Genomic DNA, 16,227 nt, shown 5'->3' on the forward strand with positions numbered 1-16,227 from the left:
GGAGGCGAAATGATGGAGAAGCGACCCCAACCCCTGGCGCGCGATGCCATGGCCTATGTGCTTGCCGGCGGTCGGGGAAGCCGCCTCAAGGAACTGACGGACAGACGCGCCAAGCCCGCCGTCTATTTCGGCGGCAAGGCCCGCATCATCGATTTCGCCCTGTCCAACGCGATCAATTCCGGCATTCGCCGCATCGGCGTCGCGACGCAATACAAGGCTCATTCGCTCATCCGCCACCTGCAGCGCGGCTGGAACTTCCTGAGGCCCGAGCGAAACGAGAGCTTCGACGTGCTGCCGGCCAGCCAGCGCGTTTCCGAAACGCAGTGGTACGAGGGCACCGCCGACGCCGTTTACCAGAACATCGACATCATCGAGCCCTACGGCCCGGAATACATGGTCATCCTGGCGGGCGACCACATCTACAAGATGGACTACGAGCTGATGCTGCAGCAGCACGTCGATTCCGGCGCCGACGTCACCATCGGCTGCCTGGAAGTGCCGCGCATGGAAGCGACCGGTTTCGGCGTCATGCATGTCGACGGCAAGGACGAGATCATCGCCTTCATCGAAAAGCCGGCCGACCCGCCGGGCATTCCAGGCAACGAGGATTTTGCCCTCGCCTCCATGGGCATCTATGTCTTCCACACCAAGTTCCTGATGGAAATCCTGAGGCGCGACGCCGCCGATCCGCATTCGAGCCGCGACTTCGGCAAGGACATCATTCCCTACATCGTCTCGAACGGCAAAGCGGTGGCGCATCGCTTCGCCCATTCCTGTGTGCGGTCCAACTTCGAGCGCACACCCTACTGGCGCGACGTCGGCACGATCGACGCCTACTGGCAGGCCAATATCGACCTGACCGACATCGTTCCGGAACTGGACATCTACGACAAGTCCTGGCCGATCTGGACCTATTCGGAGATCACCCCTCCGGCCAAATTCGTGCATGACGACGAGGGTCGGCGCGGCTCGGCGATCTCCTCGCTGGTGGCCGGCGACTGCATCATCTCCGGCTCCTCGCTCTACAAGAGCCTGCTCTTCACCGGCGTGCGCGCCAACTCCTACTCACGCCTGGAGGGCGCGGTCATCCTGCCGAAGGTCCAGATCGGCCGGCATGCCCGACTGACCAATGTCATCATCGATCACGGCGTGGTGATTCCCGAAGGCCTGGTCGTCGGCGAGGATCCGGAAATCGACGCCCGGCGCTTCCGCCGATCGGAGGAAGGCATCTGCCTGATCACCCAGCCGATGATCGACAAGCTCGGTATGGCAGTCTGATGAAGGTCCTCTCGGTCGCGTCCGAACTCTACCCGCTCGTCAAGACCGGCGGCCTTGCGGATGTCGCCGGCGCTTTGCCGCTGGCGCTGGCCGCCCTTGGCGTGGAAACCAAGACCCTCGTCCCCGGTTATCCGGCGGTACTGAAGGCGCTCGGCAATCTGGTGAAACGCACGGAGTTCTCCGACCTGCTCGGCGAAAGGGCGGTCCTGCTCGAAGCAAAACACGAAGGGATCGACATCCTCGTGCTCGACGCGCCTGCGCTGTTCGAGCGGGCCGGCGGCCCTTATGTCGATCCCAACAGCCGCGACTATGCCGACAACTGGAAGCGCTTCGCGGTGCTTTCCAAGGCCGGCGCGGAGATTGCCGCCGGCGCCATGCCAGGCTGGCAGCCGGATCTCGTCCACGCCCATGACTGGCAGAGCGCTTTGACGCCCGTCTACATGCGCTATGGCGAGACGCCGGAAAGGCCGAGCCTCATCACCATCCACAACATCGCCTTCCAGGGGCAGTTCTCCGCCGGCCTGTTCCCTCAGCTCGGTCTTCCCGGCCACGCGTTGTGGGAAGCGCTCGAATATTACGGCACGATCAGCTATCTGAAGGGCGGGTTGGTCACGGCCCATGCGGTCAGCACCGTCAGTCCCTCCTACGCCGAGGAAATCCTCACCCCCGCCTTCGGCATGGGGCTCGAAGGCGTCATCGCCAGCCGCGCCGACGACCTCTACGGCATCGTCAACGGCATCGACGCCACCGTATGGAACCCGGCGACGGACAGGCTGATCGCCCAGACCTATGCGCCCACGGCGCTGAAGAAGCGCCAGGCAAACCGGGAAGCGCTTGCCGCCCGCTTCATGCTCGACGATGATGACGGCCCGATCTTCTGCGTGATCTCGCGTCTGACCTGGCAGAAGGGCATGGATCTTCTGGCCGAGGTCACCGACATGCTTGTCACATCCGGCGCCAAGCTGGTGGTCCTCGGCTCCGGTGATCATGCGCTCGAATCCAGCCTGCTCGCCGCCGCCGCCCGCCACAAGGGCCGGATCGGCATGGTGGTCGGCTACGACGAACCGCTGTCGCATCTGATGCAGGCCGGTGCCGATGCCATCCTCATCCCGTCGCGCTTCGAGCCCTGCGGCCTCACCCAGCTCTACGGCTTGCGTTATGGCTGCGTGCCGGTGGTCGCCCGCACCGGAGGGCTGGCAGATACGATCATCGACGCCAACGAAGCGGCGATCGCCGCCCAGACCGCCACCGGCATCAAGTTCGCCCCCGGTTCGGCCGACGCCCTGCGTTCTGCGATCCGCCGCACGGTGCGCCTTCACACCTCTGTCAAAATCTGGGGTCAATTGCAGAAGCAGGGGATGAAATCCGACGTCTCCTGGGGCAGAAGCGCCGAGCGCTATGCCGAACTCTATCAACGCCTCGTCTCGAAAGGCCAGTAAGTCCATGATCTCGACCGTCGCCACAACGCCGTTTGCGGACCAGAAGCCGGGCACCTCCGGCCTGCGCAAGAAGGTTCCGGTCTTCCAGCAGCCGAACTATGCGGAAAACTTCATCCAGTCGATCTTCGACAGTCTCGAGAACTTCTCTGGCCAGACGCTGGTGATCGGCGGCGACGGCCGCTACTACAATCGCGAAGTGATCCAGAAGGCGATCAGAATGGCCGCCGCCAACGGCTTCGGCAAGATTCTGGTCGGCAAGGGCGGCATTCTCTCGACCCCGGCCGCCTCGCACGTCATCCGCAAGTACAAGGCCTTCGGCGGCATCATCCTTTCTGCCAGCCACAATCCTGGCGGCCCGACCGAGGATTTTGGCATAAAGTACAATACCGGCAATGGCGGTCCGGCGCCGGAAAGGATCACCGACGCGATCTTCGAACGATCCCGCGTGATCGAAAGCTACAGGATCGTAGACGCGGCCGATGTCGATCTCGACACGATCGGCAGCACCCAGGTTGAAGGCATGACGGTCGAGGTCATTGACCCCGTCGCCGACTATGCCGCGCTGATGGAGGAACTGTTCGACTTCGGCGCCATCCGTAACCTGTTCGGTCTCGGCTTCCGCATGGTGTTCGACGCGATGAGCGCCGTGACCGGCCCCTATGCCAGGGAGATCATCGAGGGCCGCCTGGGTGCGCCGGCCGGCACGGTCCGCAACTTCATCCCCCTGCCCGACTTCGGCGGCCACCACCCCGACCCGAACCTGGTGCATGCCAAGGAACTCTACGACGAGATGATGTCGGGCGACGCCGCCCCCGACTTCGGCGCAGCCTCCGATGGCGACGGCGACCGCAATCTGGTGATCGGCAAGGGCATCTTCGTCACCCCCTCCGACAGCCTGGCCATTCTCGCCGCCAATGCCCATCTGGCACCCGGATACAACAAGGGCATTGCCGGCATCGCCCGCTCCATGCCGACCAGTGCCGCCGCCGACCGGGTGGCCGAAAAGCTCGGGATCGGCATGTACGAGACGCCGACGGGCTGGAAATTCTTCGGCAATCTGCTCGATGCCGGCAAGGTGACGATCTGCGGCGAGGAATCGGCCGGCACCGGATCGAACCACGTACGCGAAAAGGACGGGCTCTGGGCCGTCCTGCTGTGGCTCAACATTCTTGCCGTGCGCGGCGAGAGCGTTCGCGACATCGTTACCCAGCACTGGGCGACCTATGGCCGCAACTATTATTCGCGCCACGACTACGAGGAAGTGGACACCGACGCGGCGAACGGGCTTGTGGCCGCACTACGCGCAAAGCTCGCCACGCTTCCGGGCACGAAGATCGGCGATCTCGTCGTGGCGCAAGCCGACGATTTTTCCTATCTCGATCCGGTCGACCAGTCGGTCAGCAACAACCAGGGGGTCCGTGTCCTTTTCGAAGGCGGATCGCGCGTCGTCTTCCGCCTGTCCGGCACCGGCACGTCCGGCGCGACGCTGCGCGTTTATATCGAGCGTTACGAGCCCGATGCCAGCCGCCACGATCTCGAAACGCAGACCGCCCTTGCCGACCTGATCGCCGCGGCCGAAAGTCTCGCCGACATCCGCACCCGCACCGGCCGCGATGCGCCGAGCGTGATTACCTGACCGGCCGCCCATGACCCCCATCGAGACCAGACAGGGCGGCGTCGTGCTGACCGACCGCGGTGCCGATTTCGCCGTCTGGTCGCATCATGCCGAGCGCATCGAGCTTTGCCTGTTCGACGATTCGGGCCGAGCCGAACTGCGCCGTCTGCCGATGGTGCGTGGGACCCACGATGTCCACCGCCTGCATGTCGATGGCATCGTCAAGGGAGGCCGCTACGGCTACCGCGCCCATGGGCGCTACGCGCCGGATCATGGTTTCTGGTTCGATCCATCCAAGCTCTTGGTCGATCCCTATGCGAAGGAGCTCGACCGTCCCTTCGCCCACGATCCACGCCTCTCGGTGTTCGGCGCGGAGACAGCCGCATTGGTCCCCAAGGCCATCGTCACCGACGATCCGCTGGCCAAGCCGCTGCGTCCGCTTCTACCCAAGGGTGGTTTCATCTATGAGCTGGCGGTCAAGGCCTTCACTAAGCTGCATCCAGATGTCCCGCCGGAACAGCGGGGGACTGTTGCCGCGCTTGCCCATCCTGCTGTCATCGCCCACCTGAAAAAGCTCGGCGTCGACGCGATCGAACTGATGCCGATCGTCGCCTGGATCGATGAGCGTCATCTGCCGCCGCTCGGGCTGACCAATGCCTGGGGCTATAATCCGATCGCGCTGATGGCGCTCGATCCGCGCATCGTACCGGGCGGCATGACGGAGTTGCGCGAGACCGTGCAGACGCTGCACGAGGCCGGCATCGGCGTCATCCTCGACCTGGTGTTCAACCACACCGGCGAGAGCGACAAGCTCGGAACGACGCTGTCCCTGCGCGGCCTCGACAACCTGTGCTGCTATCGCCACCTGCCCGACAATCCCGGCGTTCTGGTCAACGACACCGGCTGCGGCAACACGCTTTCCTGTGACCATCCCTACGTCCGCCGCCTGATCGTCGACAGCCTTCGCCATTTCGTGATCCATGCCGGCGTCGACGGCTTCCGGTTCGACCTCGCCCCCATCCTCGGCCGCACCGCTCACGGCTTCCATCACACATCCCGCACGCTGCACGCCATTCTCAGCGACGAGGTCCTGGAGGACCGGGTGATGATCGCCGAGCCCTGGGACATCGGCCCGGGCGGCTACCAGCTCGGCAATTTTCCCGACGGCTTCCTCGAATGGAACGACCGGGCGCGCGACGACATCCGCCGCTACTGGCGCGGCGACGGCCACATGGCCGGCGCTCTCGCCACGGCCCTTGCCGGGTCTTCGGATAGCTTTTCGCGTAACGGCGGTGCCGAGACCCGCGGTGTCAATTTCATCGCCGCCCATGACGGCTTCACCCTGTTCGATCTGGTCTCGCACAGCCACAAGCGCAATGGCCGCAACGGCGAACACAACCGCGACGGCCACGACGAGAACTTCTCGTGGAACAACGGGATGGAGGGCGAAACGGCCAATCCCGCGGTGCTCGCCGACCGTCGCCGCGACGTGTCCGCGCTCCTGTCCACCTTGTTTGCCACCCGCGGCGCAATCATGCTGACCGCCGGCGACGAGTTCGGCCGGACCCAGCACGGCAACAACAATGCCTATTGCCAGGACAATGAGCTGACCTGGCTCGACTGGCCTGCGGCAGACCAGGACATGATCGATCACGTCTCGCAGCTTTCCACGCTGCGCAAGCGTTTCTCGGTCTTTGCCGAGACGCATTTCTTCGCCGATCACGACGCGGTGGAATGGTTGTCGCCGGGCGGCGCGCCCATGATCGTCACGGACTGGGAAAACGGCGAGGCCCAGGGCCTCACCATGGTCCTGCGGACGATCGACTACGAACTGAAGACCGAACTGCGCCTGGCTGTCCTTTTCAACCGCTCCCATTCGACACTGGACTTCGATCTACCCCGAAGCGATAAACGCATTTGGCACCACTTGCCCGCCAACAAACCCGTCGAGCAAATCCGCCTCGGTGCCCGTTCCGTCACCTTTTACATCGAACACTGATTTTTTCATTTTCCTTGCGCACAGGCCCGCTATTCCCTGTTCGGACAAGCCCCTGTAAGAATTCACTGACTGCAACCATTGGTGAGGTTCCATGCCCCGTGAGATTTCCCTGGCCGATGTCTCGGCGCTGATCGGCGAGGAGATTGGTGTGTCCAAGTGGATCACCGTCGATCAGGCCATGATCGACGCCTTTGCCGGTGCGACCGACGATCACCAGTTCATCCATGTGGATCCGGCGCGCGCTGCCGAAACACCGTTCGGCGGAACGATCGCCCATGGCTTCCTGACGCTGTCGCTGCTGTCGACGATGAACTATGATTGCCTGCCGAAGATCCGTGAACAGACCATGGGCATCAATTACGGCTTCGACAAGGTCCGCTTCATGACGCCGGTCAAATGCGGCAAGCGCATTCGCGGGCATTTCGTGCTGTCCGAGGCGCGTTTCCGCGGCGCGGGCATGATGATGACCTCGTATGACGTCACCATCGAGATCGAGGGCGAACGCAAGCCGGCGCTCACCGCCACCTGGATGACCATCATTCAGTTCGATCCGAAGGACCGCCCAGAGGGCGTGTGACCATGGAGACGTCAGAAAGAGACTGGCGAAGCAATACGTGGCGCCCGTACCGCGCTTCACACCGCTGGGAAAAAACTTGACTGGCCGGGACTTTCACCCCGGCCAACCCTTCAAGGTTCAAGCCGCAGCGTCTTCCGCCGCTTCATTGAGCAGGCCGAAGGCGTACTCTGCAAAGGAACGCCAGCATTCCAGGCGGAAGGTCTCTTCGTCGATGCGATAAAGGACGACCTCGATCTTTCCGAACACCGTGCGGGTGACGGCGCCGACCGGGAAGGTCTTCAACGACAGGTTCAACGGGCAGCCAGCATTGATCGCATTGGCGGCACCCGGCCCCGATACGATGATCGCGGTATTGCGATGCGAGACATCGGTCGCCGAATGAACCACGCCGGACGCGGCGCAGTCGGCCATCAGATCGCCGCCCTTGTCATCGATCAGCAGCCATTCGTCCGGGCCGAGCCAGAACGCCATTCGGCCCTTGGTGCTGGCCGAGCCCTTGGGCTTGACCGGCAGCTTGACCCCGAGCGCCTTGGAAAGCGCTGCGACATCTTCCGCCCTGGCCCGCAGCGATACACGCATCGCGGGTTCTGCAGGCCTCAGTCGCACAGAGGGCGAGCCGCCATGGGCGCGGGCCAGCACGGTCTTGCGTTCAGCGACGAAAGCATCAGCCATGGATGCGGCCCCCTTCCTTGTCAAAGAATACGGTGTCGGTCACCTCGACCGCAATGGTCTTGTCCTTCATCGGCACATAGAGCGTCTCACCCATGCGCGCCCGACCGCCGACCAGCGTGGCGATCGCGATCGACCGGCCGAGATTTTCCGACCAGTAGGACGAGGTGACGTGACCGAGCATGGTCATCGGCTTCGGCTGGTTCGGATCGGCAACGATCTGGCCGCCCTCCTCCAGAACCTCGTTCGGGTTCTTAGTCAGCAGGCCGACGAGCTGCTTGCGCCCTTCCTTGACCAGGTCCGGTCGCTTCAGGCCGCGGATGCCGACGAAGTCCTTTTTCTTCTTCGACACAGCCCAGCCATAGCCCACATCGTCCGGGGTCAGCGTGCCGTCGGTGTCCTGGCCGACGATGATATAGCCCTTCTCGGCGCGCAGTACGTGCATGGTCTCGGTGCCGTAGAGGCAGGCGCCGAGGCTCTCGGCCCGCTCCCAGATCTTCCGGAAGACATCGGCGCCGAAATCGGCCGGCACGTTGACCTCGAAGCCGAGCTCGCCGGTGAACGACACGCGGAACAACCGGGTCAGCACGCCGCAGAACTTGCCTTCGGCCACGCTCATGTGCGGGAAGGCTTCGTTCGAGATGTCGATGCCCTCGACGAAGGGCGCGATGATGTCGCGGGCCTTCGGGCCCTGGACGGCGATGACTGCCCATTGCTCGCTGGTCGAGGTGAGCCAAACCTTGAGATGCGGGAACTCGGTCTGCAGGTAGTCTTCCATGTGATTGAGCACGCGCGGCGCACCGCCCGTCGTCGTCGTCACATGGAAGCGGTCCTCGGCCAGGCGACCGACGACGCCGTCATCATAAACGAAACCGTCGTCGCGGGTCATGATACCATAGCGGCACTTGCCGGGCTTCAGCGTGTCCCAGGCATTGGTGTACATGAGATTGAGGAACTCAGCCGCATCCGGGCCAACCACTTCGATCTTGCCGAGCGTCGAGGCATTGAACACCCCGGCGGCCTCGCGGACCGTCTTGCATTCGCGATTGACCGCCGCATGCATGTCCTCGCCTGGACGCGGATAGTACCAGGCCCGCTTCCAGTTGCCGACATCCTCGAACGCCGCGCCGAGCGAAGCCTCATAGGCATGCATCGGGGTCTTGCGGGTCGGATCGAACAGCTCGCCGCGCGAGTGGTTGATCAGCGTGCCGAAGGTGACGGGCGTATAGGGCGCGCGGAAGGTGGTGAGGCCCACCTTGGGGATTTCCTTGCCCAGCATTTCCGCGGCGATCGCCAGTCCGTGCATGTTGGACAGCTTGCCCTGGTCGGAAGCCATGCCGTTGGTGGTGAAGCGCTTGATGTGCTCGATCGAGTGCATGCCCTCGCGCACCGCCAGGCGGATGTCCTTGGCGCAGACATCGTGCTGGAAGTCGATGAAGGCCTTGACGCTTGTGTCGCGCCCTGCCCCTTCGGCCGCACCGATCATGCCGCCGGTCCAGCCGAAGGCATTGACGCCAGCGGGCGCCGACCAAACGGAGCCGGTCGCGCCGGCTTCCTTCGCCATTCTTGCACCGGCCGCGAACGCCTCGTCGATGATCGACTGCAGGTCGTCGATACCGTTGCAGGTGCCGACGCAGATACTGTCCTGCGCATAGACATCCGGCAGAAAGCGGTCATTGGCGGCGTCGAACTTCAACTTGCCGCGCGATTGCGAGAACAGATGGACGGACGGCGTCCAGCCGGCCGACACGATCAGCGCATCGACCTCAATCTTGCGGCCGCTGCCGCTGCCGTTGCGCTTGACCGTCATCGAGCGGATGCGCAGGCGACCCGCCGTGTCGGCGACGGAATGACCGACGAGCACTTCGATGCCGAGCGAGCGGGCCTCGGCAAGCACCTTTTCGCCGGGCTTTTCGCGGCAGTCGACGATCGCCGGAATAGTGATACCGGCACGCTTCAGGTCGAAGGCTGCCTCATAGGCCGAATCATGGGCGGTGTAGACGCCGACCTTGGCGCCGACGGCCACGCCGAAATGGTTGAGATAGGTGCGCGCCGCGGACGCGAGCATGATGCCCGGCCGGTCGTTGTTGGCGAACACCATGTGGCGCTCGATCGAGCCGGTGGCGAGCACGACCTTCCTGGTGCGGACCTGCCACAGCCGCTCGCGCGGCAGGCTCTTGGCCGGCTTGGCGAGATGGTCGGTGACGCGCTCGGCGAGCGCCACGAAGTTGTGGTTGTAATAGCCGAAAGCCGTGGTGCGGGGCAGGACCCGGACGTTCGGCATGGCAGCCAGCCGGGCGGCAGTGGCCTGCGCCCAGTCATAGCCGTTCTGGCCGTCGACGGTCGCGCCGGTGTCGTAGTGGAAGGCACCGCCCAGTTCCGGCTGTTCGTCGCACAGGATGACCTCGGCACCGGTCTCGGCTGCGGCAAGTGCCGCGGCAAGACCGGCTGCACCGCCGCCGACGACGAGAACGTCGCAATGCGCGTAGCGGCTGGAATAATGATCCGGATCCTCTTCCTTCGGCGCAACGCCGAGGCCCGCGGCGCGACGGATGAAGGGCTCATAGACCGAGTGCCAGAAGGACTTCGGCCACATGAAGGTCTTGTAGTAGAAGCCGGCGGCGAAGAACGGCGAGAAGAAGTCGTTGACTTCGCCGATGTCGAAGGACAGCGACGGCCAGCGGTTCTGCGTCTCGACCTTCATGCCGTCGAACACTTCCTGCACGGTGGCGCGCACGTTCGGCTGGCGCCGGGCGGCGTCGCGCGAGACGTCAAGCAGCGCATTCGGCTCTTCCGGACCGGCGGTCAGGATGCCGCGCGGGCGGTGATACTTGAACGACCGGCCGACGAGGTGCATGCCGCTGGCCAGCATGGCCGAGGCGACAGTATCGCCCTCATAGGCCGTGAGGCTCTTACCATCGACGGTGAAACGGGCGGTACGGGCCGGCGTCAGGCGGCCCTTGCCGGCAATACGATTGGCGCCGCTCATTTCGACGCTCCCTTCTCGACTGCGTTCGGGAGGAAGGCCGAAACGTCGGCCTTCGGCTCTCCGGCCTTGTAGGTCAGGTGGATCTTGTCGCTCACGCTGTCGCGCACGGCATTGAAGAAGCGGCCGCACCCGCTCATGTGGCGCCAGCGTTCGAAGATGAGGCCCTTCGGATTGTCACGCAGGAAGAAATAGTCCGCGAATTCCTCATCCGTGATGTCGGCGATGTTCGCCGGGCGGGCGATATGCGCCTCACCGGCGGCGCGGAATTCGAGCTCGGAGCGCTCTTCCTCGCAATAGGGGCATTTGATCAGCAGCATGATGAATGTCCTTTGAGGATCAGTGCGCCACGGCGGCCGCGGCCGCCTCGTCGATCAGACGTCCGGTGCGGAAGCGGTCGAGGGTGAGACCTGCCGCCAGGCGGTGCGGCTCGCCCCTGGCGATCAGATGGGCGAACAGATTGGCCGAGCCCGGCGTCGCCTTGAAGCCGCCGGTTCCCCAGCCGGCGTTGACGAACAGGTTGGGCACCGGCGTCACGCCCTGGATCGGCGAGCGGTCCGCCGTATTGTCGGTAATCCCGCCCCACTGGCGCATCATCTTGACGCGTCGGAACATCGGGAACAGCTCGCAGATGGCATCGAGCGTATGGGTGATGATCTGCAGGCCACCGGTCTGCGAATAGGAATTGTACTGGTCCGTGCCGGCGCCGATGACGAACTCGCCCTTGTCCGACTGCGAGATGTAGGCGTGCACCGTGTTCGACATGACGACGCAGGGAAAGATCGGCTTCATCGGCTCGGACACGAGAGCCTGCAGCGGGGTCGAGTGGACCGGCAGGCGTACGCCGGCCATGCCCATGACGACCGAGGAATGCCCGGCAGCCGACACACCGATCTTTTTCGCGCCGATGAACCCGCGCGACGTCTCGACGCCCGTGACCTCACCGTTAGGGCCCCGGCGGATACCGGTGACCTCGGTGTTCTGGATGATATGGACGCCGCGATCGGACGCCGCACGGGCAAAGCCCCAGGCCACCGCGTCGTGACGCGCCGTCCCGCCGCGCCGCTGGAGCGCCGCGCCGTTGATCGGGTAGCGGGCGGTCTTGGAAATATCGAGCGGCGGGCAATAGGCCCTCGCCTGCTCCGGCGTCAGCCACTCGTTGTCGATGCCGTAGAGATTGTTGGCATTGATGTGGCGCTTGAACGACTGCTGGTCATGCACATTGTGCGACAGCATCATCACGCCGCGCGGCGAGTACATGACGTTGTAGTTGAGATCCTGGCTCAAGCCTTCCCACAGCTTCAGGGAATGCTCGTAGATGTCCATGCTCTCTTCATAGAGATAATTGGACCGGATGATGGTGGTGTTGCGACCGGTATTGCCGCCGCCGATCCATCCCTTCTCGATCACCGCGACATTGGTGATTCCATGTTCCTTGGCGAGGTAATAGGCCGCGCCGAGGCCATGGCCGCCGCCGCCTATGATGATGACGTCATAAGCCTGACGCGGCTCGGGAGAGACCCACTGGGCTTCCCAGCCCTTGTGAGCTCTGAGCGCCTCGCGGGCCACGGCAAAAACCGAATATTTGCGCATTCGCCTCAAACTCCTATAGTTCAGGCAATGGGGTAGGCTGCGAAACTGACAAATCCATATGCGTCATGACCGCCCTTTTGCGACGTTGCGACATGCCTCTTTCGACACGCTTTGGTCAGCCCTTGTTCGGCACGCTTTTTTGCCCTTGCGAAAACGCCCGCACCATCTGGACTTGGGCCCGATGTTCTGCTAATTGGCCTCGCTAATCGCCGGGCTTGTAGCCGGGCGAAAAAGATAGTTCTTCGTTGTGCCGATGACCTGACTTTGGCGCGACGACCACTCGAAACCAAAGGAACGGGATAAACGTGCAGGTACTAGTCCGCGACAACAACGTTGATCAGGCGCTTCGCGCTCTCAAGAAGAAGATGCAGCGCGAAGGTATCTTCCGCGAAATGAAGATGCGCGACTATTACGAGAAGCCCTCGCAGAAGCGCGCGCGCGAAAAGGCCGAAGCGGTTCGCCGCGTTCGCAAGCTGGCTCGCAAGCGCATGCAGCGCGAAGGTCTGATTGCTGCGCCCCCGGCACGCGCCGCTCGCTGATCTGTCGTTTTTTCGACGTTTTCCGATGTTCTAAGGGCGGGGGCGATCGTTTCGCCACCGCTCTTTTCCTTTTTACCAAAAGCGCTGCCGTTCGGCTCCTCGGCAGCGGACAGCCCGCCGGACAAATTGGCCCGCCATGATCGATCATTCGCTTCCTGAGACCCCAAAGCTCGCCATTGCCGGGACGCGCCGCCTCGCCGGCATGGTCGCGGTTGTTGCCCTCATCGGCCTCGCCGGTTGTCAAACGATAGAAAGCCCCGACACGATCCGCATCGATCGCGAGCAGGGCTCGGAAGAGAACATCGCGTCGCTGTCGTCGGTCATCGCCGCCAATCCGCGCGATCCGGAGGGCTATAATGTCCGCGGTTCGGCCTACGGCCGTGCCGGGCAGTTCAACAAGGCGCTGGACGATTTCAATACCGCCCTGCAACTCAATCCGAATTTCTACCAGGCCTATGCCAACCGCGCGCTGGTCTACCGCAACATGGGCAAGCCTGTCGAAGCGGCCCGGGACTACAATGCCGCGCTGCGCCTCAACGCCAACTACGATGTCGCCTATATCGGCCGCGGCAACATCTACCGCCAGGCCGGCCGGATCGACGAAGCCTTCGGCGACTTCAACCGCGCCATCCAGCTCGACACGACGGATGGCCGCGCCTATCACAATCGCGGCCTGATCTACCAGCTACGCGGTCAGCACGACAAGGCGATCGACGACTTCTCCAAGGCCATCTCCCTGTCGCCGAGCGCACCCGAGCCGTATAACGGCCGCGGCGTGTCCTATGTCGCCCTGAACGACGACGAGAATGCCTTCGCCGACTTCAACCATGCCATCGAACTCAACGGCAAGATCGCCGAATCCTGGGCCAACCAGGCGTTGATCTACGAGCGCCGCGGCGACAAGGCTCGCGCCTCGAAGTCTTACTCGCACGCCCTCGGCCTCGACCCGAAATATTTGCCGGCCCAGCAGGGCCTCGCCCGCACGCGCGGCGGCGGCGCCTGATCCGAGCGTCGAGACGCACAGATAGCCAATGAAAAAATGCCGGCTCCGCGCCGGCATTTTTCATCGGCTACCCGTTGATCGTCAGTTTTGCCTGTAGAACAGCATCAGAAGCGGCCGCCGTCCCGCGTCTCGAGCAAGGTCGGCAAGCACCGAAGCCATGGACGCTGCGACCAGCCCCCCTGCCGCGATCATCACCAGGCTCGCAAGGGCGAAACCCAGGGCCGCGGTGGAAAGACCGCACAATCCGGTCAACAAGACCGACAACGGCCAACGCGCCTTGGCACCCATGGGCAGAACCAGCAATGCCCCCGCCAGGACGCCCGTGACGGCGCAGAGCCAGAATATCAGCGGGCTGTGCGTGACGAGGAAGACGGCAGCGAGCAGCAGGGTCATGGCTATGGTGAGGACCTGCAGGCGGCGGAGACCGGCGAACCACTCCCCTGCGCTCGCCACTCGGGCGCGTCGGAAAAGAAGCACGCTCCCGCCGCCCAGCACCAGGCTGCCGGCGATCATCGCCACGGTGGCCGCGCCCAGCCGCTCGATGTCACCCGCTCCCGTCCCTGCCTGCCAGAATGGGGAACCGCTGTCGACGATGGCTGTAGAAAGAAGAATCGCAACGATCCCGTAAAGGATCAAAAGGCCGGTCAGGAACAGCGGAACACGCGCAAGAGAGGCGGAAAGCGCCACGCCCGCACCCAGTGTGCAGCCTATCCCGACCGCCAGCAGGATCAGCAGGGAACCGCCGAAGCTTGGCTCGGCCGCCAGCAAGGCGGCAAGAGCGGCAAAACCGAGTCCAACGGCCAAGAACGGAACCAGGGCGGGCAAGGGCCGCCCGCCAGCGCCCCTGATGGCGCAGACGGCGAGGAAGAGGGCGGCAGCGAGATCGCAGATGACGGCCAGTTGCTGCATGATGCCCCTTCAGCCCGCACGCCGCTTGTCGGCCGAAATCCTCCGCGCAGCGATCAGAAGGCCAGCGACGACACCGGCCGAAACCAGCAGCAGAGCCGCGAATGACAGGCTGCGGGGCGGGCCAGCCGGTGACACGCCGACGATCAGGATGGCACCGCTGGAGATCGCCGCGGCAATAAGGCCGGCGACCACCACGAATGCCTGACGATGGCCGCGCAATGTTCGGGATGCGGAAACCCAGCCGACGAAAATCGCCAGCGCGAAAACGGCGAGCCGAAACAGAAAGGGATCGGAAGCGGCGGTGAACATGCTTGCGCCTTCCCCTGCCGCCTGCCGATCAACGCATCAGGAACACGCCGGCAGCGGTGAGCACGACGAGAACGATCAGGCCGCCGAGGAAGCCGGCGCCACCGAAGAAGCCGGCGGCCATGGCAATCAAAAGCGCGACGAGGAAGACGGTGCTGTACTTGGTCGCGGCGATGAAGAGATCATAGGTCTTTTCATGCTCGTTATAGTTCATCGAAGCGCCGGTTTCGACGGGACCGCCGTGGTGTTCGCTCATGATCTGTCTCCCTTGGGCGGCCGCCTCACCTTGGTAGCGGGCCGCCGACTTGAATTTCACCAGGTGCAGGCTGCTGCGTCGAACACGCCTCTCCCCTTTTCCGCCTTACACAAAGCTTGAAAGGAGTGCAATCAGTCACCGCGCCCTATGCTGGATTATTCAATAATGCACCCCGGCAATAGCGCCCGGAATGTGCCCCTCGAACACCAGCCGTGCCGAAGGCAGCACGGTAAGCGACGGCGCCGCCTGCGTTCTGTCCCGACCGAACATCAGGCGCCGCTCGTGTTCGCCCGAATTGAAGAACGGATAGCGCTCCAGCAGCTTCCTGCCTGTCGTGTGGGTATTGGTGGCGAGCAGCGTCAGTTCCAGCCCATAGATCTCCGTCATCCTGCGATCGACGATCGTGTCGGCATAGAAGACGCGCTTGTAGAATGCCGCATGTGGCGGCCGCACGTGCTGCAGCACCCGGTCCGCCTTGAAATAGGCAGCCGCGACAATGCTCGGCCTCAGTGTGATGTACGGCAGGACGGGAAGCTCCGCAGCGACCTGAGGCTCGACGGCGAAGCGCGCCGGATCGATGAGGGTCAGTCCCGCCTCTAGGAAATCGTCGATCGCATCCGGGAACACACCCGATGACTGTGCGACCGGATGACTTGGCGTCACATAGTGCAGCCGTACCGTGCTCACCAGTTCCTCGAAATAGTAGACGCCGAAGACATAGGCATGGTCGTCGAAATCGATGTCGTCGATCAGGCTGGCGGCCCCGACCGGCAGGACGTCCGCCGCCTTGTAAGCGCGGTAGCGGAGCCGTTCGATCTCGCCAAAGTCCTCGCTGCTTTCGATCCGTCGATACTCGATATTGTCGAGCAGCGACATCAGTCTTGCAGCAAAGCTTTCGGGCACCTCGGCGCGTGCATTCATTCAGTGGCCTCGCGGTTTACGATTTGTTAACCAACCTTAGCGAACCACGAGAGGTTGCACACTTGCGAAATCTTGTACTGCGACGATTTACCGTTTGTTAAGGTTAACAGATGCTTAGAAAACATGGTTAACCGGGG

At 63.5% G+C, this 16,227-nt stretch carries 15 protein-coding genes; 7 read left to right on the forward strand and 8 right to left on the reverse strand.

All coding sequences use genetic code 11. From position 1 onward, the window contains the following. Window positions 1-9 precede the first annotated feature (9 nt). The 5 genes from glgC to RHIZ70P_RS07450 all read left to right on the forward strand — a co-directional run bounded on the left by glgC (window position 10) and on the right by RHIZ70P_RS07450 (window position 6,908). The gene (glgC, locus tag RHIZ70P_RS07430) at window positions 10-1,278 is read left to right on the forward strand and encodes a glucose-1-phosphate adenylyltransferase (protein WP_115669749.1); all 1,269 of its coding nucleotides are present in this window, start codon (window positions 10-12) and stop codon (window positions 1,276-1,278) included. Further along, complete coding sequence (gene glgA, locus RHIZ70P_RS07435; RefSeq protein ID WP_115669750.1) at window positions 1,278-2,717, forward strand: glycogen synthase GlgA; 1,440 nt, start codon at window positions 1,278-1,280, stop codon at window positions 2,715-2,717. The genes glgC and glgA overlap by 1 nt, the downstream gene beginning before the upstream one ends. Before the next feature lie 4 nt (window positions 2,718-2,721). After that, complete coding sequence (locus RHIZ70P_RS07440) at window positions 2,722-4,353, forward strand: alpha-D-glucose phosphate-specific phosphoglucomutase (protein ID WP_115669751.1); 1,632 nt, start codon at window positions 2,722-2,724, stop codon at window positions 4,351-4,353. A 10-nt stretch (window positions 4,354-4,363) separates the two neighbouring features. After that, window positions 4,364-6,331 carry a glycogen debranching protein GlgX gene (glgX, locus tag RHIZ70P_RS07445; RefSeq protein ID WP_115669752.1) on the forward strand — a complete coding sequence of 656 codons (1,968 nt, stop codon included), beginning with the start codon at window positions 4,364-4,366 and terminating at the stop codon, window positions 6,329-6,331. A 91-nt stretch (window positions 6,332-6,422) separates the two neighbouring features. Next, complete coding sequence (locus tag RHIZ70P_RS07450) at window positions 6,423-6,908, forward strand: MaoC family dehydratase (protein WP_115669753.1); 486 nt, start codon at window positions 6,423-6,425, stop codon at window positions 6,906-6,908. A gap of 117 nt (window positions 6,909-7,025) precedes the next feature. On the opposite strand, the gene RHIZ70P_RS07455 is transcribed toward RHIZ70P_RS07450, so the two are convergent. From RHIZ70P_RS07455 to RHIZ70P_RS07470, 4 genes are read right to left on the reverse strand one after another with little or no spacing between them, the layout of a single operon-like run. Beyond that, the gene (locus RHIZ70P_RS07455; protein ID WP_115669754.1) at window positions 7,026-7,580 is read right to left on the reverse strand and encodes a sarcosine oxidase subunit gamma; all 555 of its coding nucleotides are present in this window, start codon (window positions 7,578-7,580) and stop codon (window positions 7,026-7,028) included. Beyond that, window positions 7,573-10,566, reverse strand: coding sequence for a sarcosine oxidase subunit alpha (locus RHIZ70P_RS07460; RefSeq protein ID WP_115669755.1), 2,994 nt, complete (start codon window positions 10,564-10,566; stop codon window positions 7,573-7,575). Before RHIZ70P_RS07460 ends, RHIZ70P_RS07455 begins: the two co-directional genes overlap by 8 nt. Beyond that, window positions 10,563-10,883: a sarcosine oxidase subunit delta gene (locus tag RHIZ70P_RS07465; RefSeq protein ID WP_115669756.1), complete on the reverse strand. Its 321-nt coding sequence runs from the start codon at window positions 10,881-10,883 to the stop codon at window positions 10,563-10,565. The genes RHIZ70P_RS07460 and RHIZ70P_RS07465 overlap by 4 nt, the downstream gene beginning before the upstream one ends. Before the next feature lie 19 nt (window positions 10,884-10,902). Next, a complete protein-coding gene (locus RHIZ70P_RS07470; RefSeq protein ID WP_115669757.1) occupies window positions 10,903-12,156 on the reverse strand; it encodes a sarcosine oxidase subunit beta family protein in 1,254 nt (417 codons plus the stop codon). Window positions 12,157-12,461: 305 nt separating this feature from the next. Here RHIZ70P_RS07470 and rpsU point away from each other — a divergent pair, with 305 nt between their 5' ends. Both rpsU and RHIZ70P_RS07480 read left to right on the forward strand, forming a co-directional pair. Beyond that, a complete protein-coding gene (gene rpsU / locus RHIZ70P_RS07475; protein WP_115669758.1) occupies window positions 12,462-12,695 on the forward strand; it encodes a 30S ribosomal protein S21 in 234 nt (77 codons plus the stop codon). A 202-nt stretch (window positions 12,696-12,897) separates the two neighbouring features. After that, window positions 12,898-13,698 carry a tetratricopeptide repeat protein gene (locus RHIZ70P_RS07480; RefSeq protein ID WP_235842180.1) on the forward strand — a complete coding sequence of 267 codons (801 nt, stop codon included), beginning with the start codon at window positions 12,898-12,900 and terminating at the stop codon, window positions 13,696-13,698. A gap of 81 nt (window positions 13,699-13,779) precedes the next feature. Here RHIZ70P_RS07480 and RHIZ70P_RS07485 read toward each other — a convergent pair whose 3' ends face one another. The 4 genes from RHIZ70P_RS07485 to RHIZ70P_RS07500 all read right to left on the reverse strand — a co-directional run bounded on the left by RHIZ70P_RS07485 (window position 13,780) and on the right by RHIZ70P_RS07500 (window position 16,090). Further along, entirely contained in the window at window positions 13,780-14,607 is an 828-nt protein-coding gene (locus RHIZ70P_RS07485) for an NAD(P)(+) transhydrogenase (Re/Si-specific) subunit beta (RefSeq protein ID WP_115669760.1), read from the reverse strand. Between the two features lie 9 nt (window positions 14,608-14,616). After that, window positions 14,617-14,916: a hypothetical protein gene (locus RHIZ70P_RS07490; RefSeq protein WP_115669761.1), complete on the reverse strand. Its 300-nt coding sequence runs from the start codon at window positions 14,914-14,916 to the stop codon at window positions 14,617-14,619. 28 nt (window positions 14,917-14,944) lie between these two features. Next, complete coding sequence (locus RHIZ70P_RS07495) at window positions 14,945-15,169, reverse strand: aa3-type cytochrome c oxidase subunit IV (RefSeq protein WP_115669762.1); 225 nt, start codon at window positions 15,167-15,169, stop codon at window positions 14,945-14,947. Between the two features lie 159 nt (window positions 15,170-15,328). Next, window positions 15,329-16,090: an N-acyl amino acid synthase FeeM domain-containing protein gene (locus RHIZ70P_RS07500; RefSeq protein ID WP_115669763.1), complete on the reverse strand. Its 762-nt coding sequence runs from the start codon at window positions 16,088-16,090 to the stop codon at window positions 15,329-15,331. Window positions 16,091-16,227 lie beyond the last annotated feature (137 nt).

Origin of the sequence: Paenirhizobium selenitireducens ATCC BAA-1503, assembly GCF_900492185.1 — a bacterium.
In the GTDB taxonomy this organism is placed as follows: domain Bacteria; phylum Pseudomonadota; class Alphaproteobacteria; order Rhizobiales; family Rhizobiaceae; genus Allorhizobium; species Allorhizobium selenitireducens_A.